16 protein-coding genes, 1 tRNA gene and 2 pseudogenes are annotated in these 23,401 nt (G+C 63.5%); 9 read left to right on the top strand and 10 right to left on the bottom strand.

Annotated features, from left to right (window positions below):
• Positions 1–2: 2 nt before the first annotated feature.
• From RDCOP1_RS00175 to RDCOP1_RS00155, 5 genes and pseudogenes are all read left to right on the top strand, one after another.
• Complete coding sequence (locus RDCOP1_RS00175) at positions 3–1,937, top strand: site-specific DNA-methyltransferase (RefSeq protein WP_084722242.1); 1,935 nt, start codon at positions 3–5, stop codon at positions 1,935–1,937.
• A 5-nt stretch (positions 1,938–1,942) separates the two neighbouring features.
• Positions 1,943–5,023 (top strand): type III restriction-modification system endonuclease, encoded by a 3,081-nt coding sequence (locus RDCOP1_RS00170; RefSeq protein ID WP_072698086.1) that lies wholly within the window; start codon positions 1,943–1,945, stop codon positions 5,021–5,023.
• Positions 5,024–5,151: 128 nt separating this feature from the next.
• Positions 5,152–6,063, top strand: a pseudogene (locus RDCOP1_RS00165) (HsdM family class I SAM-dependent methyltransferase); the annotation flags it as partial.
• Positions 6,060–7,283 (top strand): restriction endonuclease subunit S, encoded by a 1,224-nt coding sequence (locus RDCOP1_RS00160; RefSeq protein WP_072698085.1) that lies wholly within the window; start codon positions 6,060–6,062, stop codon positions 7,281–7,283. The pseudogene RDCOP1_RS00165 and the gene RDCOP1_RS00160, both read left to right, overlap by 4 nt.
• Positions 7,283–10,405 (top strand): type I restriction endonuclease subunit R, encoded by a 3,123-nt coding sequence (locus RDCOP1_RS00155; RefSeq protein WP_072698084.1) that lies wholly within the window; start codon positions 7,283–7,285, stop codon positions 10,403–10,405. The genes RDCOP1_RS00160 and RDCOP1_RS00155 overlap by 1 nt, the downstream gene beginning before the upstream one ends.
• A 259-nt stretch (positions 10,406–10,664) precedes the next feature.
• Here RDCOP1_RS00155 and RDCOP1_RS00150 read toward each other — a convergent pair whose 3' ends face one another.
• The 4 genes and pseudogenes from RDCOP1_RS00150 to RDCOP1_RS00135 all read right to left on the bottom strand — a co-directional run.
• On the bottom strand, positions 10,665–12,443 hold the full coding sequence (locus RDCOP1_RS00150; protein WP_084722238.1) for an SIR2 family protein: 1,779 nt from the start codon (positions 12,441–12,443) through the stop codon (positions 10,665–10,667).
• An 87-nt stretch (positions 12,444–12,530) separates the two neighbouring features.
• Positions 12,531–13,043, bottom strand: a complete 513-nt coding sequence (locus tag RDCOP1_RS00145) for a DUF4913 domain-containing protein (protein ID WP_072698082.1) — start codon at positions 13,041–13,043, stop codon at positions 12,531–12,533.
• Between the two features lie 2 nt (positions 13,044–13,045).
• Positions 13,046–15,043 (bottom strand): type IV secretory system conjugative DNA transfer family protein, encoded by a 1,998-nt coding sequence (locus tag RDCOP1_RS00140; protein WP_072698081.1) that lies wholly within the window; start codon positions 15,041–15,043, stop codon positions 13,046–13,048.
• Positions 15,044–15,055: 12 nt separating this feature from the next.
• A pseudogene (locus tag RDCOP1_RS00135) lies at positions 15,056–15,550 on the bottom strand (hypothetical protein); the annotation flags it as partial.
• 116 nt (positions 15,551–15,666) lie between these two features.
• On the opposite strand from RDCOP1_RS00135, the gene RDCOP1_RS00130 reads away from it, so the two are divergent.
• Complete coding sequence (locus tag RDCOP1_RS00130; RefSeq protein WP_072698080.1) at positions 15,667–16,689, top strand: phosphotransferase family protein; 1,023 nt, start codon at positions 15,667–15,669, stop codon at positions 16,687–16,689.
• Positions 16,690–16,785: 96 nt separating this feature from the next.
• A complete protein-coding gene (locus RDCOP1_RS00125) occupies positions 16,786–17,175 on the top strand; it encodes an MmcQ/YjbR family DNA-binding protein (RefSeq protein ID WP_072698079.1) in 390 nt (129 codons plus the stop codon).
• On the opposite strand, the gene RDCOP1_RS00120 is transcribed toward RDCOP1_RS00125, so the two are convergent.
• Together RDCOP1_RS00120 and RDCOP1_RS00115 are read right to left on the bottom strand one after the other, a co-directional pair.
• Positions 17,172–17,585 carry a VOC family protein gene (locus RDCOP1_RS00120; protein WP_072698770.1) on the bottom strand — a complete coding sequence of 138 codons (414 nt, stop codon included), beginning with the start codon at positions 17,583–17,585 and terminating at the stop codon, positions 17,172–17,174. The two genes, RDCOP1_RS00125 and RDCOP1_RS00120, sit on opposite strands and share 4 nt — an antisense overlap.
• 107 nt (positions 17,586–17,692) lie before the next feature.
• Positions 17,693–18,340, bottom strand: coding sequence for an NAD(P)-dependent oxidoreductase (locus tag RDCOP1_RS00115; RefSeq protein ID WP_072698769.1), 648 nt, complete (start codon positions 18,338–18,340; stop codon positions 17,693–17,695).
• A gap of 150 nt (positions 18,341–18,490) precedes the next feature.
• On the opposite strand from RDCOP1_RS00115, the gene RDCOP1_RS00110 reads away from it, so the two are divergent.
• The gene (locus tag RDCOP1_RS00110) at positions 18,491–19,453 is read left to right on the top strand and encodes an AraC family transcriptional regulator (protein WP_072698078.1); all 963 of its coding nucleotides are present in this window, start codon (positions 18,491–18,493) and stop codon (positions 19,451–19,453) included.
• 47 nt (positions 19,454–19,500) lie between these two features.
• On the opposite strand, the gene RDCOP1_RS00105 is transcribed toward RDCOP1_RS00110, so the two are convergent.
• Positions 19,501–20,418, bottom strand: coding sequence for an alpha/beta hydrolase (locus RDCOP1_RS00105; protein ID WP_072698077.1), 918 nt, complete (start codon positions 20,416–20,418; stop codon positions 19,501–19,503).
• 20 nt (positions 20,419–20,438) lie between these two features.
• Here RDCOP1_RS00105 and RDCOP1_RS00100 point away from each other — a divergent pair, with 20 nt between their 5' ends.
• A complete protein-coding gene (locus RDCOP1_RS00100; protein ID WP_072698076.1) occupies positions 20,439–20,984 on the top strand; it encodes a TetR/AcrR family transcriptional regulator in 546 nt (181 codons plus the stop codon).
• A gap of 148 nt (positions 20,985–21,132) precedes the next feature.
• Here RDCOP1_RS00100 and RDCOP1_RS00095 read toward each other — a convergent pair.
• From RDCOP1_RS00095 to cmk, 3 genes are all read right to left on the bottom strand, one after another.
• Positions 21,133–21,206, bottom strand: a tRNA-Pro gene (locus tag RDCOP1_RS00095).
• Positions 21,207–21,309: 103 nt separating this feature from the next.
• Positions 21,310–22,734 carry a ribosome biogenesis GTPase Der gene (gene der, locus RDCOP1_RS00090; protein ID WP_072698075.1) on the bottom strand — a complete coding sequence of 475 codons (1,425 nt, stop codon included), beginning with the start codon at positions 22,732–22,734 and terminating at the stop codon, positions 21,310–21,312.
• Complete coding sequence (gene cmk / locus RDCOP1_RS00085; protein WP_072698767.1) at positions 22,731–23,393, bottom strand: (d)CMP kinase; 663 nt, start codon at positions 23,391–23,393, stop codon at positions 22,731–22,733. The genes der and cmk overlap by 4 nt, the downstream gene beginning before the upstream one ends.
• Positions 23,394–23,401: the final 8 nt, after the last annotated feature.

The following is a 23,401-nucleotide window of genomic DNA, read 5'->3' as shown; positions in this document are numbered from 1 at the left end:
CCGTGGAAAAACTGCGCATGACATCACCCGATCTGACCAACATCAACATCAACAAGCTCACGGAACTGTTCCCGAGCGTCGTCACCGAGACCCTCGACGCCGACGGCAACCCGAAGAGGGCCATCGACTTCGACCTGCTCCGCCAGGAACTGTCCGACCATGTTGTCGAGGGACCGCAGGAGCGCTACCGACTTGACTGGCCCGGCAAACGCGCCGCCGCGTTCGCAGCCAACGCCCCCATCGCGAAAACCCTCCGGCCCGTGCGTGAGGAGTCCGTCGACTTCGACACCACCCAGAACCTCTTCATCGAAGGTGACAACCTCGACGCACTGAAGCTCCTGCAGGAGTCGTATCTCGGCAAGATCAAGCTGATCTACATCGATCCGCCGTACAACACCGGCAACGACTTCGTCTACAACGACGACTTCGCAGAGACGACGGACGAATACCTTCTGAGATCGGGACAGACCGACGAGAGTGGGGCAAGCCTAGTCGCGAACCCTGAATCGAATGGCCGGTTCCATTCCGACTGGCTGAGCATGCTCTACCCGAGGCTTAAGCTCGCGCGAAACCTACTCACTGACGATGGTGTCCTGGTCATCTCGATCGATGACAACGAAAGTGCGAACCTGCGCAAGATCGGCGACGAGATATTCGGTACAGGAAACTTCGTCGCTCAGGTTGCCGTGCAGGTCAACCCACGGGGCCGTCACTTGGATCGATTCGTTGCCAAGACGCATGAGTCTCTCATGATCTTCGTGCGCAACTCTGCTGCTGAGTCGATCACGGGAATCGCGAAAGAGGGGAGGATGGCGGATGAGTATCAGCGTTCCGACGATGGCGGCCCGTTTCGTCTCCTCGGTCTGCGCAACCGAAATCAGGCATTCAACCCCCAGACGAGGCCCAATCTCTACTTTCCCCTCTACGTCGAGCCTTCGACAGGTCGAGTGTCAACCGAACTGACTGCTGAGTTCCATGTCGAGGTGTTCCCGGATGCGCCAGATGGGACACAAACATGTTGGACTTGGGGACGTGAGCGGATTCTACGTGACAACGCACTGCTGACCGCTGAAACGACGGGTGCGGAGTGGCGAATCTTCAGGAAGGACTACTTGTACGGTGTCGATGGCAAAGTCGCTAAGACACTGGTGAAGTCCGTCTGGCTCGATGGAGAGTTCACCAACGACTACGGACGCAAGGCAGTCAAGGACCTCTTCGGGGGTGCTGTAATGGACTTCCCCAAGTCGCCACAGTTGATGAAGCGTCTCCTAGAGATTGCCGCTGGCCCGGAGTGCATTATCCTCGACTTCTTTGCCGGCAGCTCATCGATGGCTCACGCGGTGATGATGGCCAACCTAGAAGATGGAGGGCGGCGACAGTTCGTCATGGTGCAGTTGGATGAACACACCGACCCAAATTCCACCGCGGCGGATGCCGGCTATTCTACGATCGCCGAGTTGTCTAGAGAACGTATCCGGCGCGCTGGTGCGAGCGTCGCTGAGAGTGCGGGCCTCGCGGAGACAGACTTGGATATTGGCTTCAGGAGCCTCCATGTCGATTCGACCAACATGGCTGATGTGCTCCGATCACCGGATGCGACCGACCAGCTCACCTTGACGGAGCTTGAGACCAGCGTGAAACCGGATCGTTCAGGTGAGGACCTGCTGTTCCAAGTGATGCTCGACTGGGGCCTCGAACTCACCATGGAAATCGCTATCGAGCAGATCGACGGTCAAGAGGTCTTCGTGGTCGAGGACGGCGCCCTGATCGCGTGCTTCGACTCGACGGTCAAACCCGAGTTGGTGCGCACCATCGCTGAGCGTGAGCCCTTGCGCGCAGTGTTCCGCGATTCGTCCTTCGCCTCGGATGATGCCCGCATTAACGCGGAGCAGGTCTTCCGTGAGCTGTCACCGGCAACCGACGTGAAGGCGATCTGACCGAGATGAAGCTCCAGTTCAAGGTTCAGCAGTACCAAACCGATGCTGTCGACTCCGTGGTCGAAGTATTCGCCGGTCAGCCCAGGCACGACGGGATTTCGTACCGGATCGACCCCGGCAACCTGAAGCAGGTCGCGAACCCCTCTCTTTTCGAAGCTACGGAGACGCCCGATTCTGGTTTGCGGAACGCGGAGATTGCGCTGACCGGTGCTCAGTTGCTGAAGAATGTGCACAGGGTGCAGCGATCGCGGAATCTTCCACTGGCACCGAAGCTCGTGGACAGCAAAGCTGCGCCGGGTGCCCCCAATCTCGATGTCGAGATGGAGACGGGCACAGGAAAGACTTACGTCTACATCAAGACGATCATGGAGTTGCATAAGCGGTACGGCTGGTCGAAGTTCATCATCGTCGTGCCGTCGGTGGCGATCCGTGAGGGCGTGAAGAAGTCCTTCGACGTCACCGCCGAGCACTTCCAGCAGATGTACGGCACCAAACCACGGTCGTTCATCTACAACTCGTCGCAACTGCACGAGCTGGAGCGGTTCAGCTCCGATGCCGGTGTGCAGGTGATGATCATCAACATTCAGGCGTTCAACTCGTCCGGTAAGGACAACCGGCGCATCTACGACGTCCTCGACGACTTCCAGTCCCGGCGGCCGATCGACGTCATCAAGGCCAACCGCCCGATCGTGATCATCGACGAGCCGCAGAAGATCGGCGCGGACAAATCGCTCGCCTCGTTGGCCGAGTTCAACGCCTTGATGGTGTTGCGCTACTCGGCCACCCACAAGGTCGAGCACACCAAAGTCCACCGACTCGACGCCCTGGATGCCTACAACCAGAAGCTGGTCAAGAAGATCGCCGTCCGCGGCATCACCGTCAAGGGACTCGCCGGCTCGACCGCGTACCTGTACCTCGATGCGATCGAGATCGCCAAGGGCGCCAAACCCCGTGCCCGGGTCGAGATCGAAGTCCAGACCAAGACCGACATCAAACGTCAGGTCAAAAGGCTCGACGTCGGTGCGAACCTGCACGACATCTCCGGTGGAATCGAGGCCTATAAGGGCCTGTTCATCACCGACATCGACGCCAACCGTGACGTGCTCGAACTGAGCAACGGTGACGTGGTCATCGCCGGGCAGCTCGCCGACCGTGATGTGACCGAGGAAACCAAGCGGCGCATCCAGATCCGCGAAGTCATCCGCGCCCACCTCGACAAGGAACGCGAACTGTTCAGCCGAGGTATCAAGGTGCTCTCACTGTTCTTCATCGACGAGGTCGCCAAGTACCGCGACTACGCCCGTGAGGACACACTCGGCGACTACGCACGCATCTTCGAGGAAGAATACGAGACGATCCGCGATGACGTGTTAGGTGAACTCGCCCTTGACGACTCGACCGCCGCGCACCAGGAGTACCTTCTCCGCGACGAAATCGGGAAGGTGCACGAGGGCTACTTCTCCATCGACAAGAAGACCAAGCGGCAGGTCGACGGCAAGGTCAGTGGGCGGGGCGACGACAAGGGGCAGTCCACCGATACGGACGCCTACGATCTGATCCTCAAAAACAAGGAGCGCCTGCTCTCGTTCGCTGAGCCGGTGCGGTTCATCTTCTCCCACTCCGCGCTCCGCGAGGGCTGGGACAACCCCAACGTTTTCGTGATGGGCATGCTCAAGAAGAGCGACAACACGGTATCGCGCCGACAGGAGATCGGGCGCGGTCTGCGGTTGGCGGTCGACCAGCACGGCGAGCGTATGGACAACCCGGTCACCGTTCACGACATCAACGAGCTGACCGTCGTCACCGACGAGTCCTACACGGACTTCGTGACCGGACTTCAGAAGGAGATCGCCGAATCGTTGGCGGCACGGCCACGCAAGGCGAGCATCAAGTTTTTCACCGGCAAGACGATCCAGACTCCCGGCGGCGAATCCGTCGTCGAGGAAGCACTCGCTCAGGCGCTGTACAAGTACCTCATCAAGAACGACTACCTCAACGACGACGACACGGTCTCTGAGGTATACAAGCAGGCGAAGGAAGCCGGCACCCTCGCCGAGCCCACCTCGGAGGTGCTGCGGCCGGTCATCGACTCCGTGTGGCCGCTCGTGGATGCGCTGTATCTCGATGTGAAGGTGATCGGCGAGGACGGTCGCAAGCCGAAGAAGATTCCGCTCAACGAGGCCAACTTCGCGAAGAAGGAGTTCCAGGCGCTCTGGGGCCGGATCAACCACAAGGCGGTCTACCAGGTCGAGTTCGACTCGGACGAATTAATCCGCAAGTGCATTCAGACGCTCGACAGCCATCTCAACGTGGCTGCGATGCAGTATGTCCTCATCGAGGGACAGCAGAAGGACGCCCTCGACGCCGAGGATCTCACCAACACGGCCGGATTCGACCAAACGCGGACACGAACTCACACCGAGACGGTCACCGCCGGCTCACAAGTAAAGTACGACCTGCTCGGCGAGATCACCGAGAAGGCGCAGCTCACCCGACGTACTGTCGCCGCCATCCTGAGTGGGATCACGCCGGCGACATTCGCGAAGTTCCGGCTCAACCCGGAACAGTTCATCACCGAGACGGCCAGGCTCGTCAACGAGCAGAAGGCCACCGTGATCGTCGAGCACCTGACCTACGACACATTGGAAGACCGGTTCGACTCGGCAATCTTCACCGAGAATCAGACCAAGCAGGACTTCACACAGGCCGGCGACAAGCTGCGCAAGCACATCTACGACTACGTCGTCACCGACTCCAAGGTCGAACGCGACTTCGTCAACGAGATCGACACCAGCAACGAGGTCGCTGTCTACGCGAAACTCCCGCGGGGCTTTTTCATCCCGACCCCGGTCGGTGACTACAACCCCGACTGGGCGATCGCGTTCACCGAGGGAAGCGTCAAACACGTGTACTTCGTCGCCGAGACGAAAGGTTCACTCTCGACCATGCAACTCAAGGGGGTCGAAAACGCCAAGATCGAGTGCGCCCGGAAGTTCTTCGACTCGCTCAACAAGAAGACCGGGCAGGGCGTCACATACAACGTCGTCACAGACTACAGCGAACTGATGCAGCTCGTGACCACGTAGCCGAGATGAGCGGCCTTCTCACTTCCTTAAAGTGAGAAGGCCTATCCTCGCCGACCGCCGGGGGCGATAGCCGGACCTTCCCGGTAGCGACGGATTGGGCTTCGACCTACAACACGATTAAACAATGCACGGAACCGCCGTACGGGGTCGACTGGAAGCAGTACGCCAAGGCTGTCACGAAGGAGCGCGAGGAAGCCGGCCACTACGGCCGTTTCGCTCCCGGCCTGCCGTCGACGTCGGATGGGCAGATGCTTTTCTTGCTCCACCTGGCCCACAAGATGCGGCCGCCGGAGGACGGCGGCGGCCGTGTCGGCATCGTCATGAACGGCTCGCCGTTGTTCAACGGCGCCGCCGAGTCCGGCCCCTCCAACATCCGCAAATGGCTGCTGGAGAACGATCTGGTCGAGGCGATCGTCGCGTTGCCGACCAACATGTTTTTCAACACCGGCATCGCCACCTACATCTGGATCCTCGATAACACCAAGCACCCGGACCGCAAGGGCGTGGTCCAGTTCGTCGACGGCACCTCGTTCTGGACCAAGATGCGCAAGAACCTCGGCTCGAAGAACCGTGAGCTCAGTGACACCGACCGCGCCAAGATCGTGAAGTTGTACTCCGACTTCACTGACGCGGACCCCGACTACGCGAAGGTACTGCGCAACGACGAGTTCGGCTACTGGACCATCACGGTCGAACGCCCCCTCCTCGACCGTTCCGGCAACCTAGTCGTCGACCCCAAGGGCAAACCCAAGCCGGATACGAAGAAGCGCGACACCGAGAACGTCCCGTTCACCTACGGCGGCTCGACCGCCGGCGCCGCGGGCACGACCGAGGTCATCCAGGCGTACTTCGACGCCGAGGTGAAGCCGCACGTCCCCGATGCCTGGATCGACTGGGCCAAGATCAAGACCGGTTACGAGATCCCTTTTACTCGTCACTTCTACAAGTACGTCCCTCCCCGTCCCCTCGCCGAGATTGATGCCGACCTGGAGAGGCAAGTTGCCAAAATCCTTGAGCTATTGCGAGAGGTGGACCAGTGAATTCAGACCGGTATCCATTGCTTCCGCTCCGCAGAATAGGATCGCTTGTCGGAGGTGGGACACCAACATCGAATAGTGAGAATTGGAACGGTTCCGTTCCATTCGTGACTCCCCCTGACCTTCGCCCAGTGACTGGTGGACTGGTCGTGAACACAGTTCGCTTCCTCACGGAGGAAGGCGCAGCTTCAGGGTCATCAGTCGTCCCGGCTGACTCTGTTATCTTGTCGATCCGCGCACCGATTGGCTACGTCGCTCGCACGGGCATGCGCGCAGCTTTCAATCAGGGTTGTCGTGCGATCGTGCCACGTGCGTCGATGAACAGCCGCTACCTGACCTACGCGCTGGTCGCTGCCGGTCCGGAGTTGGAATCTCTTGGCCGAGGGACGACATTCATGGAGCTGTCGGCGACACAGATGGCGGCGCTGGAGGTACCCGTCCCGACGCTGGATGAGCAGCGCGCCATCGCCAATTACCTTGACCGCGAGACCGCCCGCATCGACACGCTCATCGATGAGCAGCAGCGCCTGATCAAAACGCTCCGCGAACGTCGTCGTGCGATAGTTGAGGAGGCTGTGGCCATTGTCGATACCTCCGGGACGCGTCTAAAGCACATGATCAGATCGGTTCGACAGGGGTGGAGTCCGCAATGCTGCTCCTGGCCGGCCGATGGTATCGAGACTTGGGCAGTTCTAAAGGCTGGAGCGGCGAACGGCGGTCGCTTTCGTCCGATGGAGAACAAGGAGTTGCCGGAGGACGAAATACCGCGGCCGGAGATCGTTGTGAGTCAGGGTGATCTTCTTGTGTCGCGCGCCAACACCCGCGAACTTGTCGGCAGTGCGGCGGTGGTTGAGGAAGACTTCCCGCGGCTCATGCTGTGTGACAAGCTCTACGCATTCACGCTCGATGAGAACCGAGCCGAGCCGCAGTTCGTAGCGGCAGTGCTCGGAAGCCGTAGGTGGCGCGATCTGATCGAATTGGCGGCCACCGGTACGAGTCACTCGATGCTTAACATCAGCCAGTCAGACATCGTGAACCTCCCGATGCAACTGCCCTCCGTGGACGAACAGCGCCGACTCAAGGGGTACCTGAGGAGCGAGACAGCGAAGATCGATAAACTCGTCGCCGAGACGGAGCGATTGATCGAACTCGCTCGTGAGCGGCGGTCGGCGTTAATCGCAGCGGCGGTGACGGGGCAGATCGGCCTTTGGGAGACGACGTGATGGCCGATCACAACGAGGTCGTCTTCGAATCCGAGATCTGTGCGTACCTGGAGTCCCACGGGTGGCTGTACTCGGCGAAGGACACCGGGTATGACCGGGAGCGGGCGCTGTTCCCCGAAGATCTGTTCACCTGGCTGCAGGAAACCCAGAAGTCGGCGTACGAGAAAGCGTTGAAGGCGGCGGGATCGCAGGCGAAGTTCCTCGACGTACTCACCACGGCGCTCGACAAGCCATTGGACCACGGTGGCGGGACGCTGAACATCCTGCGCAACGGGGTGCAGTACATCGGTGGTGGCCGGTTGAAGATGGCGCAGTTCCGTCCCGAGACCAGCCTGAACGCGACCACCAGCGCCCAATATGCGGCGATGCGGGTGCGGGTGATGCGGCAGGTGCACTTCTCCACCGCCGATCAGCGCAGCATCGACCTGGTCTTCTTCATCAACGGAATCCCGGTCGCCACCGTGGAACTCAAGACCGACTTCACCCAATCCCTCGACGAGGCGATCAACCAATACCGCAAGGCCCGCCATCCGCTGACCAACGGCCGACCCGAGCCGCTGCTGTCCTTCGGACACCGGGCGCTGGTGCACTTCGCGGTCTCCAACGACCTTGCCGCGATGACCACCCGCCTTGAGGGCGAGAAGACCCACTTCCTGCCGTTCAACATGGGCTACAAAGGCGGGGCGGGCAACCCACCGGCCGAAGGCGGTCAGTCGGCTACGGCGTACCTATGGGAACGGGTCTGGGAGAAGCACGCCTGGCTCACCATCATCGGCCGACTGATGATCGTGGAGACCAAGCAGGAGTGGGATGTCGCGACCGGGATATCGGCTCGGCGCACGACCATGCTCTTCCCCCGCTTCCACCAGTGGGAAGCCGTGACGAACATCGTCGCCGCGGTCCGCGAGGAAGGAGTGGGGCATCGCTACCTGATCGAACACTCAGCAGGATCCGGAAAGACGAACACCATCGCCTGGACCGCGCACCGGCTCGCCCGTCTGCACGTCGACGACGAGAAAGTCTTCGACTCGGTGATCGTGGTCGTGGACCGCACCGTGCTCGATGGGCAACTGCAGGAGGCGATCCGGCAGATCGACGGGTCGGGGAAGATCGTGTCTACGATCAGCCCGGAGGACGTTCGTAAGGCGGGGGCGAAGTCGAAATCCGGGCTGCTGGCGACCGCGCTCAAGACCGGGGAGCTGATCATCGCGGTGACGGTGCAGACCTTCCCCTACGCTCTCGAGGCGGTTCGGAAGGAGTCCTCGCTCAAGGGGCGGCGGTTCGCAGTGATCGCCGACGAGGCGCACTCCTCGCAGACCGGCGAGGTCTCCAAAAAACTCAAGGCTGTCCTGACCGCCGAAGAGGTCAACGAGATCGAGGAGGGCGGCGAGGTCGACGTCGAGGCGATCCTGGCCTCGGAAATGACCGAGCGGGCCGAGTCTCAGAACATCTCCTACCTCGCGTTCACCGCGACACCGAAGAACAAGACCCTCGAACTGTTCGGACGCAAAGGCATTGACGGGAAGCCGACCTCGTTCCACCTGTACTCGATGCGCCAGGCGATCGAGGAGGGCTACATCCTCGACGTGCTCAAGGGCTACCAAACCTACGACACCGCACTGAGAATCGCCGGCAACGCCGAGAGCGGCGACGGCGGCGAAGTGGAGGAGGCCACGGCACGTAAAGGGTTGATGCGGTGGGTGAAACTGCACCCCACCAACATCAGCCAGAAGGTACAGATCATCGTCGAGCACTTCCATACCAACGTCGCCCACCTGCTCGAAGGCAGGGCGAAAGCGATGGTGGTGACCGATTCACGCAAGGCCGCGGTGAAGTACAAGAAGGCGATCGACGCCTACATCGCCAAACGAGCCGCCGTGGACGCCTCGTACAACTATCGCACCTTGGTAGCCTTCTCCGGTTCGGTGGCTATGGACGAGGACGAGCAGTGGGCTCCGGACTGGGAACCGCAGCCGAGCAAGGACGACGAGTTCACCGAAGCCAATCTCAATCCTGGCGCCGGCTCTGACCTGGTCGCCGCCTTCAAGGGCACGACATACCGGATCATGCTGGTTGCCAACAAGCTCCAAACCGGGTTCGACCAGCCATTGCTGTCGGCGATGTACGTCGACAAGAAACTCTCCGGGGTCACTGCCGTGCAGACCCTCTCCCGGCTCAACCGCACGCATCGCACCGCAGGTGGGGAGCAGAAGCGCAAGACGTTCGTCATCGACTTCGTGAACAAGCCCGAAGACATCCGCGCTTCATTCGAGCCGTATTTCATCAACGCCACCCTCGAAACCGAAACCGACCCATACGTCGTCGTCCATCTCGCCACCAAGCTCGCCCAGTCCGGGATCTACACCCCCGAGCAGGTGCGCGAGATCGCGGAATTGTGGGTCACCCGCAAGGGAAACAATGCCCTCTCGGCCGCGATCAGCCCGGCCAAACACGAATTCGCTCGCCGCTATGCGGCCGCGATCGAGGCCGACGACAAGGTCACCCTCAACGCCCTGGACCTGTTCCGCAAGGACGTCTCCACCTACGTCAGGCTCTACGACTTCATGAGCCAGATCGTGGACTACGGCGACCCGTACATGGAGATGCTGTCAATCTTCTTGCGGTTACTGGACAAGGTCATTGCAGAGTCCTCTTGGACCGCGGAGGTCGATCTTTCCGGCGTAGTGCTGGTCCGGGCCAGGCACACCAAGGCGGCTACGGTCGACATCTCACTTACCGGTAGCGGTCAGCTCAAAGGGATCAGCGCCGCCGGCACTGGCGCCCGGAAGGAGCCGAAGTACGTCGCCTTGCAGGTCGTTATCGACAAGATGAATGACCTCTTCGGCGCCGAGGCTTTCACCCAGTCGCAGGTTCGTGAGTTCGTGCAAGGACTGGTGCAGCGGCTGCTCGCTTACCCGGACTTGGTCAACCAGACCAAGGTGAACTCGAGGAAGCAGTTCATGGAATCGCAGGACTTCCAGTCCGCGGTCATGGACGCGGTCGTCGACAACCAGGAAGCCCACAACACCATGGCCGACTACTTCTTCAGCGACGGTCCCGCGATCAACGCTGTCATCATGGCGCTCGCGGACGCTTTCTACGAGGCGGCGATCGATCAGTAGCCGCCCGATGCATCACCTCCGCAATCAACCCGGTCGGCGACGACGAGGTGGCCCGCTGCACTCGCTCGTCGATCTGAACCAACTGAGCCAAGAACTGCTGTCGCACCCGGGGGCTGCGATGAGCGAAGACCCCCGATCGGTGGCGCGATGAGCGGTCGTCCCCGATATGAGTGTCACCCCACCGACCAGAACTCACAGCTGGCTACTAACCAGTCAACGGTGCATCTCCATCGGCCCAGGCGACTGCCGAACCGATAGGTCAGTGGATTCGGTTCTGCAGAACGAAGTTGTGCAAGCCAATCTGGGTATCTTGCAGCGTGTCGCTTGGCACCGAGAGCGCGTTTGTCCACGCGTTGAGATCGGCGTTCTCATCGAAGTCATCCTGGTGCAGCTGTGGGTCGTTGCTCTCCCGCCAGACCTCACGAAGTGATTCGACCGCGGGGGCCCAAATACCTTGCCTGCCGAAATGCTGATGCAGAAGCCCCACCCGGTACTCGACCCGATCGGAGAGAAGCTCGAAGGCGGTGTCGTCGCTGACCAACGGCATCAAGGTACTCTTGAGACGCTGGCGAATCGGCAACGACATCGTGGGGCTCTCTTCTTTCAGCGCGTTGTAGGAGTCATCCTCGAAGAGACGGTATTCGTACAGGACTCGCCAGGCGGGTACCTCGCGTAGCTCCGCGCCTGTGGCCGAATCTAAGTGTCCACGATCCGAGCCGGTCGGCTCGAGATGCAGACGGAGAAACAGGTCGTCGCGGCCGCTGGCGATTGCTGCGAAACTCGCTGCTTTGAGCACAAAGAAAGCTGGTACGCCAGTTTGCCGAACCCACGCCCCGTTTACTGCCTCACCGGGCTGAGGTACCCGCCGTGCTCGTAGAAGCTGTTCGACCACCCACACCCAAAGGTCATCGTGCTTATGGTCTGTGTCGAATGTGATGCCGTTCGCTACCAGGTGCATGAGCAGCTCGGCGTGGTCGGTGAGCTCGTCCAGATCGGCTTTCCACGGTACTGGGTGCTCCGGACTCAGTGGTCGCTTGTGCAGCACGGTCCGGATTCGCTGGATTTCACCGTCGAGCAGATCACGAAGGTCGAGCCGGCGAAGGGGATCGGGGAGATACCGCTTGAGCTGTCCGATGGCCATGTCTCGTGTCAGTGGCGGGTTCGCCATGCGGTCAAGGATTTCGAGTTGGTCGGCCAGAGCGCGGAGGAAGCTGTCCGCGTCCTGGATCTCGATCGTGGCTCCCTTCCTTGCATCAAGTAGTTGCGACGCGTTTTCACCCAACACACCCCGCGCAGCCCAGTAGAGCGGATAGCGGCGCGCTGGCGCTCGAGTGATCGCAGCGACCAGAGCCGTATCCCAGTCGGCAGACCAACCACAGGTGAGAAGTCCGTAGTCGTCGAATACTTGATCGAGAAGGCCGTCGAGGTCTTCGTGATATGCCTTGAGCTCTTCCTCGGTATTGAGCACGTTGATCCGTTTGAAGTCGCCATGAACTTTGATGACAGTGCACGCGCTGTGAACAAGCGGCTCGCTGCCTGCAATCTCTTCCGGCGAAGAGATGACCTGGTAAGGGACACCGATAGCATTGAGTGCCTTTTCGATGAGATCGTCGAAGTTGGTCGTGACGATGACCCGAACGGTACCTCGTTTGACCAGACGTGCGATCGCCTCATGCGCTGGGGCCGGAAGCTTGCGGCCGGCGGCAAGATCCTCGTCGGTGGGCGTGAAGAACTTCTCGAGAAGCTTTCTGCGGTCGGCTTGTGTCAGACCGCTGGAGCCGAGCACTGCACTGTAACCGAGTTCGAGGTCAGGGTAGGTTTCCGCCCACCACTGCTCGACGTTGAACTGAGGTCCTGGGTCGTCCTGGTTGCGCTCCAGGGCGGCTTTGCGGGTGGCGAGTTCCTTCGTGATGTCCCAGCCTGTGCCGACCCCGGCACTGCGGGAGATGCCGGAACCGACGAGCAATGCGTAGACACCGGGACTGGCATGCATCGACATAGCCAACATTTGGGCGGGATCGTACGGGGTTGCGGCCATGACGAAAGGATAAGTGGCATCGGGAATGGTGGTCGTGTTACCCGCGGACGCTCTCGGCGGTGTTATGCAGCCATACCCCGGCCTAGCTTATCCTTCTGTCCGGGAATTATTCTGATTCAAGAGCGCGTCGAGAACGGCAGCGGGCACGGGATCGGACGGCATCGCCGGCCATCCCATGAAGCTGCGATCGGCTTTGGCGTTGGCCATCGGCCCGGTGTCACCGTCGAGGATGATCCGCAGGTGTGGTTCGAGGTGTTGGATCCACCACGACGACATCGCCGATGCGGAGTCGGACACGCGGGCTTCTTCCCATGCGTAGTGCAGCGCGGTCAGGCGGGCGACGACCTCCGGGTACGCCCACCAGCGTGAATCCCAGGACAGGCCACCGTCGTTGTCGCTGATCCGGCGCCGGATCACCGGCAGGAAGTAGCCCTGGACGAACTCCACGACGTTCGCGAACTTGGGTTCGATGCGAGCTTCCCCCGGATCGTGATCCTCGAGGTCGTCTTCCAGGTCATCGTCGAGTTCGAGGTCGTCACCATCGGGTGCTTCGTTGCCCGCATCCCATTCGTCGCCGGCAGCCGGTGCAAAATCAATCATGTTCAGTCCTTCGCCATGAACTCGGAGTTGAAAAGAGAATCGGCACGAGACGATCCGGCCGTCGGCTCGCTCGTCGGCGCCGGCGTCAGGTCGTAAATGTCCGGTGACTGCATCAAGGGTGCGGTCACCACAGGTGCAACCTGGTCGGACAGCCCGACCGGCAGTTCCTTCTGCTGCGGCGGGGCGTGTTGCTTGCTGTCGCGCCGGGACTGGCGGATCTCCTCGGCGAACGGTGAGTTCCCCCAGAACCCTTTGCGCACCAGGATCGGTGTGGAGCCGCCGATGGTGACCAACGCGCGAGTTTTCGGCAGGGCCCGCAGGTCCCGCTTTTCGAAGATGGTTTCCTTCTGCCAGTTGTTCGACACCGTGGCCTGATTGCTGGAGAAAAAGCCGGTGCCACGGTTGCGGGACTCGGTATCGACATAGTGCGTGCCGACCGCATCGACCAGACCGGAGAGATAGGCGTCGTCCTCGACGTTGCCGCCGTACCAGGTCACGCTGCACGCATCGACCATCGCCTTGAATGCTTCCCGGCCCCACACCTTCTCCCCCTGCGACGGGGACTGAAAGAAGGTGATGAGGATGATGCCGCGGCCACCGAAGTGCGAGTACCAGCGCGGCAGGTCTTCGAGCTTGCAGATATTCGCGGCCTCGTCGAGCACCGCGGTGAACGGGATCGGCATCCGCTCCGATTCCTGCTGCTCGGAGTATTCCTCCGCGCAGCTGAGGATCTGCCCGACCAGAGCACTCGAAATGGCCGAGGACGAGCCGGGACCGTCCTTGGACATCGCATACATGGTGTCGGTGCGCGTGACGAACTCCGCGGCGATGAACTCCGGCAGGTCGTGGACCTTCTGGCCGAGGGACGCCACGATGGTGCCGCCGCCGTCGGTGCCGATGACCATGCGCCGGTTCGGCAATACCGCTTCGGCATAGCGGGGTTCGTCCAACGGTGCGAGGAACCGGCGGGCCATGTCGTAGAAGCCGTCACGCTGCTTGGCGTTGACGGCCTGCTTGCCGCGCATCGTCCGGGCGAGTTCGGGATAGCCGTACTGCTCGAGAATCGCCGGCGGGATCTGTGACTGGGTGTTGGTGAGCCATTCGACGACGTGCCGAATGTCCCCGCCGGCCAGTGCGGCGGCGAGCATGTACGAGGCGAACAGATCGCGGGCATTGCCGTCGAAGTAGGCGTCGACGCGGGCGCCGGCGTCGGTGGCCGCCGAGATGAAGTACCCACACACTTGCGCGGCGGACGGCAGATCGGTCACCGTGCGCAGCGGATTGAACCAGAACGAGGCCCGCTCCTGCCGGTCACCGGTGGTCACGCCTTGGAGGTCGAACACCCACACCCGCCCGGTCTTACGGCGCAGGCCGACGGTGTGGGAGTACACATCACCGCGGTTCGACGCGACGATCGCCGCACCCGGGGCATGGCAGATCGCCGGAATCGCCAGGCTCGCCGACTTACCCATCCGTGCTCCGGCAAAAGCGATGGCCACGAACTCCCAGGTCATCCGCAGCTCCCGGTTACCGACCACGGTCTGCCCGAGGGGAATGCCGAGGTAGCCGGGATGATCCTTGTCGATCGCCGGGGCGAGGCGTTCGGTGCTCGCAGCGAGGTACTTGGCGTTGGCTTCGTCCACCTCACGGGGATCGACCATCGTGCGGGCGAGGGTGTCGATGCGCTTTTCGAACTGTGTGCCCTCGAGCTTCTCGAACACCCCGAATCTGCGTAGCGCCCACCAGATCGCCGGGGCGGCGACGGCCAGAAGGATCACTTCGAGGATGAGGACAGTCGTCGCGTCCGCCGGCCAGTGCGTCGATCCCAGCGCCAGGGGCAGCAACACACCGATGGGATTCCAGCTCGGGTTCTCTCCCCCACCTTGGTTGTAGGCGATGGTCGGTAGATACGCCGCAACCACGACGAACGGGAACACCTTGAGGAACATCTCGTCGGCGGTGGAGCTGCTTGCAGGCCGATCGCGTCGCGTCTGTGCCATATGCGCTCTCCCCTACTGCTGGTATCGGTAGTCGGTCAGTCGCCACCCGTCATCGGTGCGGGTGACGGTGGTGCGCCAGGTCTGCGGGGTCAGCCGGGTGCTCTGTCCACTGGCGTGCAGAACCGACTGGGTGCACGTCACGTCGATGACCAGGGTGCGCATCCCCGAGGGTGCGGCCGGAGTCGAGTCGGACCGCGCACAGGTCGCGGTCAGGGCATCTCTCGACGATGCCCACTGCTGCCAGTCGGCATCGGGCCGAACCTCGGCACGCTGACCGTCCTCGGCCACAGCACGCAGGTCGCCGCCGAGCCACGGTGTCGCCCGGATCAGGGCGTCGGTCTTGCTCTCGTCGACCGCGGGCTGCCACGACAGGATCATCTGCATGGCCGTGATCGCGGTCTGGTCGGCGTCGATCTGGTGCGGGGACAGCGGCTCGATCACTTCGTGGTCGTCGCTGCCGTCGTGGACGTGCTGGTCGGAAGTGCCGGTGTCGTTGCCGCACCCAGCGAATTCGGCAAATCCATCGCTTCCGTCGACTCCGGATTTTTCCCAGGATTGACGGTCGTTCCGCCCACACCGAGATCCGCTGCACGCCATAGTGTGTCGAAACAGAAAGGATCTGGATGACGGACACAGCCGCACCCGCAGGTCTCGACCTCGAGAAGCTCGCCGCCCACCTGAAAAGCGTGGGATTCGGGCAGTTCGACGGTCCCCTCTCCGCCCGGCTCATCAGCGGTGGACGTTCCAATCTCACCTACGAGCTGACGGACGGGTCCCGCCGGCTCGTCCTGCGCCGCCCCCCGCTCGGTCACGTCCTCGCGACAGCACACGACATGGCGCGCGAACACCGCGTCCTGACCGCCCTCGCGGGAACGGCAGTGCCTGTCCCCCGGACGCATCACCTGTGCGAGGACCCCGACGTGATCGGCGCGCCCTTCTATCTGATGGACCTCGTGGAGGGAACGCCCTACCGCACCGTCGAACAGCTGCTCCCCCTCGGACCCGAACGGGCACGGTCGATCTCGGAACGCATGATCGACACCCTCGCAGCCCTGCATGCAGTCGACCCGAACGCGGTCGGACTGGGAGATTTCGGCCGGCCGGAAGGATTCCTCGGCCGGCAGGTGCGACGCTGGACCACCCAGCTCGAGAACTCCCGCAGCAGGGACCTGCCAGAAGCCGACGAGCTGCACGAACTGCTCGTCGCACGACTCCCCCACGACGGTGCCGCAGGCATTGTGCACGGAGATTTCCGGCTCGACAATCTCCTCGTCGACGACCACGACGAGGTGGCCGCGGTCCTCGACTGGGAGATGGCAACGCTCGGCGACCCACTGACCGACGTGGCGCTGCTGCTCGTCTACCAGCGTCTCGCGCGGCTCGACGCCGGGTTCCCCGTCTCAACGGTCTCGCAGGCGCCGGGCTTCCTGAGCGACGACGAACTCCTCGCCCGCTACGACGCGGCCGGCGGACGCGACGTGTCCGACATGGCATTCCATCTGGCGCTGGCGTACTACAAACTCGCGGTGATCCTCGAGGGAATCTACTTCCGCTACCGGCAGGGCAAGACGGTCGGTGAAGGCTTCGACAAGATCGGCGACGGAGTCACCCCGCTCCTCCACGAGGGCATCGCCGTGCTCCGTTGAACGGACACAGCTGTCCCCCGGCGCCGGCCACACGACGAGCGTTCGACCTGCCGCGGAACGCTGCTGCCACCCAGAACTCGGCGGTACGCTGCCCGCATGTCGCACCCGATCATGTTCGACGAGAAAGATCCGCTGCTCGCGCGGGTGCGCGAGCTGGCATTGGCGTTTCCCGGCGCCGGCGAGAAGATCTCACACGGACGTCCCTTCTTCCATACGAAGACGGCGTTCGCGGTGTACGGCGGAACCGTGAAAGAGACCGGACGAAGCTTCCCGCGCTCGCTCATCCTCAAGCCGGACGCCTCCGAGCGGGAAGCGCTGCTTCAGGACGCGCGCACGTACCACCCCGCCTACATGGGTCCGTCGGGATGGATCGGGTTCGACCTCGAGAGCGCCACCGTGGACTGGGACGAGGTCGCCGAGTTGCTGGATATGTCCTTCCGCGTCACCGCTCCCGCGCGACTGGTCCACGAGCTCGATGCCCGCTAGTCGGAAGCCCCGGAGATGCCGATCATCCAGTCGACTCCGAACCTGTCGGTGACCATCCCGAAGATGTCGCCCCACGGCGCAACCTCGAGCGGCACGTCGATTCGGCCGCCTTCGGTCAAACCGTCCCAGTAGCCGCGGAGTTCGGCCTCGTCGTCACCGCTGATGGAAACTGAAAAGTTGGTGCCGGGAATGTATTCCGTCGCCGCGGGGGTATCGGAACCCATCAGGACCATTCCCTTGGCGGTGGTGAGCATCGAATGCATCACCTTGTCCTCATCGCCCGGGTCTCCCATCTGCATCTCCCCGAACGTGGAGATCGTCAGTTCACCTCCGAACACGTCTCGGTAGAACTCCATCGCGTGGCGCGCGGTGTCACGGAAGCCGAGATACGGATTCAGTGTGGTGGGCACGGTCACCAACTCCTTCTTGTCGGGAAACGCTCGGTCGTGGTGTGGCAGTGCCACGCCGTGACAGACCCGCGGCGTGGCACTTTCTCATCGGGACCGTCTCTTCACACTCACGACACCGCAATCGTCTTTCCGGCGTAGTCCGGCCGCTCGACGGCGTCGGCGAGGACCTCACCGACCGCACCCCGGGCCACGTGCCAACCGCCGACCTCCCCTGTGTCGGACGTCGTCGCCGTACCGGATTCCTCGTCCGTGAGGTTGACCGGTTGCACGAGTGTCCAGAGGACGTCGCTGCCCCGCACGAGAGCGTCCTGTTTCTCGGTGTCCGCGATCTGCGGACCGAGCAGCGCCCGGAACATCAACGCGTATCGCCGGGGCAGCTTGCCGCGGGTGTCCCCCACGCCGTAGGAGGTCTGCACGACGAGGCGCCGAACGTCGTGGCGTCCCATCGCGGCCACGATGTTGCGCGTGCCCCGTGAGCGCACATCGAGAGCCGTCCCTGCCGGGCCGCGCATCCGCACGCGGACGGGGTTTTCACTGATCCCGAGCGTGACCACCACTGCGTCCTGACCGCGCACCGCGGCATCGACGTCCTCCGGCCGGGTGGCGTCCCCGGTGACGACCGTCGATCGACCGGCGAGATCTCCGAGTGCCGCGTCGTTCCGGACGAACACGGTCACGTCGTGACCGCGGCGGAGCAGCGCGGTCACCGCCGCCTTCCCGGAACCTCCTGTTGCACCGACCACCAGTACTTTCATGTTGTCCTCCTCGTTCGCGTCCATAGTTCTGTGTTCAAAATCCAGGCTATGGAGCCGATTCAGGACCCTCTATGCCCCGGAGCCCGGGTTTCATGCCCGTTCGTCCGGTGCGACTGGACGAACGGGTCACAAGGGCGGGATCGTGGCCCTATGACGAACTCGACCGGTGCCGCCACATATCCGTGGACGCCGGTGGACCCCCTCGGGGAAGCACTGCACCTGCTGCGGATGCGCGGGGGGTTCTACTGCCGCTCCGAGCTGAGTGCGCCGTGGGGTCTGGAGATGCCGGCGTTCGCCGACAGTTCGAGCTTCCATCTGGTCGTCTCGGGCGAGGCGTGGCTCGATGTTCCCGGGGCACCGCCCGCACGCATGCTCCCCGGCGAATTCGCGGTGGTGCCCCACGGGACGGGACACCTGATCCGCAGCGAGCCGGCCGCGGCCCGCAGCGGCCGCGTCGACACGTTGCCACAGCAGATGATCGGCGATCACTATTCGGTTCTGCGGCACGGTGGGGGCGGTGACCCCACCGTGCTCGTATGCGGCATCGTCGAATTCGACCATCCGACTGCGCGGAGACTGGTGTCCTTACTGCCGCCGGTCCTGCGGATCGACTCGTCGCGGGGAACCGCGTCGCAGGTGCTTGCGCTGATGGCGGACGAAGCGCGCCGGGTGCGGCCCGGTGGTGAGGCGGTGCTGACCCGTTTCGCCGACATCCTCGTGATCCTCGCGATCCGGACGTGGGTCGAATCCGACCCCGCAGCACGGGACGGGTGGGTCGGGGCGCTGCAGGACCCGCAGGTGGGCCGCGCGCTCGCGGCGGTACACCGCAGTCCGGAGGGGCCGTGGAGTGTCGCCGAGCTGGCTCGCGAGGCCTCGATGTCACGATCTGCGTTCGCCGCGCGGTTCACCGAACTCGTCGGGGAACCGCCCATGCGGTACGTCGCCCGGTGGCGGATGGAAACAGCGGCCGTGGCGTTGCGCAGGGGCGCGACGGTGGGCGAACTCGCCGCGCGATCGGGGTACGAATCCGAGGCTGCATTCGCGCGTGCGTTCAAGCGGGCGACGGGAACAACCCCGGGAGCGGTACGGCGGCGCGGGACTCCGTCAGCGTGAAGCACCTCCGGTTCGAGGGAAGGGCAGGGCCGTTGTCGACGGTGTCGTCATCGGGTGCCTCCGACATGGCGGTCCAGGAAAGCGATCTGATCGGTCACGATCTGCTCGAAGTGCGGGTCCAGATAGGGTTCGAAGTGCGTGCAGTCATAGGACCGCACTTCACCCTTCGGGATTCGCGCCGCGATCTTCCGAGCCTTCGCATACGGGGTGACGTCGTCCTTCGTGGCGAGCTGAACCAGCGTCGGAGCAGTGATGTCGGCTGCCTTCCGCCCCGGTGAGTAGAACGGGACTCGGAGCGCGATACGAGCGGCCACATCATTCTCGGCCAGTAGTTTCTCGAACTGGTCACCGGCCATGCGCTCGACGAGGGCGTAGGCCCCGGGGGACGTCATCATCGCGAGGTCGCCGGGTCTACCGATGGACTTGACCCGATGGGGCGGGCGGCCCAGCCATGCACCTACCTGATCGCGCACGGCCGCCACGACAAGGCGGGCGAGGAGTGTGGGGGCTTGCGCGAACGCCGAGGCAGGTCCGGTCACGTGGGGCACCTGCACGATCGCGGCAGCAAGCGCGTGATCCTGGGCGGCCAGGTCCAAGACGTGTCCACCGCCGAATGAGGATCCCCACCCGACGATGCGCGTCGTGTCGACGTTGGGCAGGCTGCGAGCATAGGCGATGGCGGCACGCCAGTCGGCGTGCTGCCGACCGATGTCGAGGATGCGGCGAGGTTGTCCTCCACTGGCTCCCCAGTGCCGATAGTCGAACACCAGCGCGGCGTATCCAGCTTGGGCGAACCGTGCAGCGTAGGCGTCCAGTCGCAGTTCGCGGAACGCGGCGAAGCCGTGCGCCAGCACGACGACGGGTGGATTCTCGACGCCATCGGGCCGATACAGCCATGCGGCGCAAGGTGTCCCGTCGGACAGGAAGGTCACGTCGTGTCGGACGTAGCTGTATGGGTGAGTCACGGTGTTCCCCCAACCACGCCATGGCACGCAACAAGCGCCCGCAACCCGCCGACGAGAAGCGCGCAGAAATCGTGGCGGCCGCCCGGCGGCTGTTCGTCGAGGATGGCTACGACGCCACTTCGATGAGCCGACTCGCCAAGGAAGCCGAGGTGGCCCCGAACACTATCTACTGGTACTTCGGAAACAAGGACGACGTCTTGATCGCAGTTCTCACAGCGGTCATGGCCGACGTGTGGCCGCGCTACCAGGACGTCGCCGGCGAACCCATTGCCGCCCGGCTGCTTTGGGTGGTCGGACAACTCACGGACATGAGTCACCTGGTGACGACGGTGCACGCCCGCGTCGAGCACTCTCCGGCCGTCGCCGAATGGCATCAGAATTTCCATGCGATCACCGGAAGTCTGTTCCGCTACGAGCTCGAGAAGGCCGGAGTCACCGCCCCCACCGTGGACGCCGAAGTGATGATCGGGATTTTCACCATCGAAGGACTCCTCGCGCACCACCAGAACGAATCACAGCAACGCACCATCTGCGATGCTCTGGCTTCGCGCTGGACACTGACGTAGTCGCGCCGGAAATGGGCTCTCGGAGCTCCACGAGACCCGTTCGAGGACTATGCGCCACCCGGCAGCGACCCGCGCTGAATCAGGGCTCGAACGCAGTCGAGGCGGTCTCGGATTTCTCCGAAACCGCCTCTGACATGCTATTCCTCGGTCGGGCTGACAGGATTTGAACCTGCGACCACTTGACCCCCAGTCAAGTGCGCTACCAAGCTGCGCCACAGCCCGTCCGCGCTCTCTCGAACGCTCGTTGAGATTACAACAGGGACGGCGGGAAACGCTAATCGCCTGGTCAGAGCCCTATGTTCGTCGGGGCCTCATGGCCGTGGCCCTACGACTTGCGACGGTCTCGCTTCTCCCGCACACGCACCGAGACGCGAACCGGGCTGCCGTCGAAGTTGAACTCCTCACGCAGCTTCCGTTCGATGAACCGGCGGTAACCGGCCTCGAGGAATCCGGTGGTGAACAACACGAAGGTCGGCGGGCGCGTCGCAGCCTGCGTCGCGAACATCACCCGCGGCAACCGGCCACCGCGCATCGGCGGAGGCGTCGCGGCCACGATCTCCTTGAGCCAATTGTTGAGGCGTCCGGTGGAGATGCGCTTGTCCCACGACTCGAGGGCTGTCTCCATGGCCGGCACCAGACGCTGCACCGCGCGACCGGTTTTGGCGGAGATGTTGACGCGCGCTGCCCACGGCACCCGCGACAGGTCGCGCTCGATTTCGCGACCCAGTTCGTAGCGGCGGTCCTCGTCGACCAGATCCCACTTGTTGAACGCGATGACCAGAGCCCTGCCCGATTCCACGACCATCGTGATGACACGCTGGTCCTGTTCGGTGATGGGCTGCGACGCGTCGATCAGCAGCACCGCGACCTCGGCTGCCTCGATCGCCGCGCGCGTTCGGAGCGACGCGTAGAACTCGGCGCCCGAGGCGTGGGTGACACGCTTGCGCAGGCCTGCCGTGTCGACGAAGCGCCACGGCTTGCCACCGAGCTCGACGAGCGAGTCGACGGGGTCGACGGTGGTGCCGGCGACGTCGTGCACCACCGACCGCTCGTCGCCGGCGAGCTTGTTGAGCAGGCTCGACTTGCCGACGTTCGGCTTCCCGACGAGCGCAACCCGGCGGGGCCCTCCCCCGCCGGTGCCTTCGCGCGGCGTCGCGGGCAGCTTCTGGAGCAGGTCGTCGAGCAGGTCGCCGGTGCCGCGCCCGTGTGTCGCGGACACCGAGTAGGGCTGGCCGAGGCCGAGCGACCACAGGGCGGCAGCTTCGGCCTCGACCCGATCGTCGTCGACCTTGTTGGCGACGAGCAGCACGGGGGTTTTCGAGCGCCGGAGCACCTTGGCGACGGCCTCGTCGACGCTGGTCGCGCCGACTGTCGCGTCGACGACGACGAGAATCGCGTCGGCGGTCCGCATCGCGACCTCGGCCTGCTGCGCCACCGACTGCATCATGCCCTTGGCGTCGGGCTCCCAGCCGCCGGTGTCCTGCACCATGAAGCGGCGGCCGGCCCATGTCGCCTCGTACGAGACGCGGTCGCGGGTGACTCCCGGAACGTCCTCGACGACCGCTTCACGGCGCCCGATGATGCGGTTGACCAGCGTCGATTTGCCGACGTTGGGTCGGCCGACGACCGCGACGGTCGGAACCGGCACGAACTCTTCGAAGGCGTCACCGTCGGTGAGGTCGATATCCCAGTCGGTTTCTTCCGACCATGTGCCGTCTCCGGCGAATTCTGTGGTGACGTCGTCGCTCACAGCGTCGCTCCCGTCTGCTCGGCGACCACCGCGACGAGCGCAGCGACCACCTCGTCGATGTTCATATCGCTGGTGTCCACGACGACCGCGTCGTCCGCCGCGCGCAGCGGTGAGACCGCGCGGGTGGAGTCGAGGTGGTCGCGGCGCTGTACTGCCGCGAGGACCGCCTCGTAGTCGTCGCCGCGGCCCTCCGCGATGTTCTGGTTGTTGCGCCGGTGGGCGCGTGCCTCCGGGGAGGCGGTGAGATAGATCTTCACGTCCGAGTCGGGGAACACGACTGTGCCGATGTCCCGTCCTTCGACGACGACGCGTCCGGCGGCGCGGCCGAGTCTCTGCTGTGCCTCGACGAGAAGCGTGCGCACCTCGGGCACTGCGGAAACCGCGGACACCGCCGCGGTGACCTCGGCGCTGCGGATGATCTCGCGGACGTCCTCGCCGTCGAGGCGGATGTCCTCGACGGCCGGATCGGTGCCGATGGACCAGGGCAGGTCCGCGGTGACGGCTGCGATCGCGGCCGGGTCCGTCAGGTCGGTTCCGCTACGCAGTGCGTGCAGTGTCGCGACCCGGTACATGGCACCGGTGTCGAGATAGGCCGCGTGCAGGTGCATCGCGAGTCGCTTGGACACGGTGGATTTGCCGGTCCCGGACGGGCCGTCCATCGCGACGA

Origin of the sequence: Rhodococcus coprophilus NBRC 100603, from assembly GCF_001895045.1 — a bacterium.
GTDB classification, from domain to species: Bacteria; Actinomycetota; Actinomycetes; order Mycobacteriales; family Mycobacteriaceae; genus Rhodococcus; species Rhodococcus coprophilus.
The sequence above is the reverse complement of the archived record's forward strand: the minus strand, read 5'-3'. Positions and strand labels throughout refer to the sequence as shown.